This window comes from Lysinibacillus sp. 10T31 (assembly GCF_056394365.1).
The window spans coordinates 1-425 of the sequence record NZ_JBFTHS010000217.1; the positions used below are offsets into that span (position 1 = coordinate 1).

Consider the following 425-nt stretch of genomic DNA (forward strand, 5'->3'; position numbering starts at 1 on the left):
GGACCGAGCTTGAGCTGCAGCTGCAGCGGCGACCCTAGGCAGAGGTTGCCGGCGCTGTTGACGTGGTTGTCCGGCGTGCGCGGGACACGTTGACCCTCCTCGTACACATTCGGCAACGTCTCTGTCGAAAACAGAGGCACCTCCAGGCGTACCTGGTATGTGTCGGTGATGGCGGGGCGACCCGGCGGCACCCAACTGAAGTCGAGGACGCCGCCGACGATCACGACGTCGGCACGGCGGCTCGGCCGTCGGCGCAACCGCGGCCACGCCGTCAACAGTTCGTCGACGTGGGACTGCAAGAATTGCATCACTCGCGCCAGGGGCGCGCCGGCGCGGAGTCGACGTGCACCTGCCGGACCACCGCCGGCGCGGCGACGACACCGGCCAGGCCACGGAATGCGTCCTGCGACAGCTTCAGTCCGAAG

Annotated in this window: 1 protein-coding gene; it reads right to left on the bottom strand. The window is 68.5% G+C overall.

Annotated elements, in window-relative coordinates:
* The coding region (locus AC1DCY_RS27730; protein ID WP_477355997.1) for a hypothetical protein at positions 1–299 on the bottom strand (299 nt) is incomplete at its 3' end.
* Positions 300–425 lie beyond the last annotated feature (126 nt).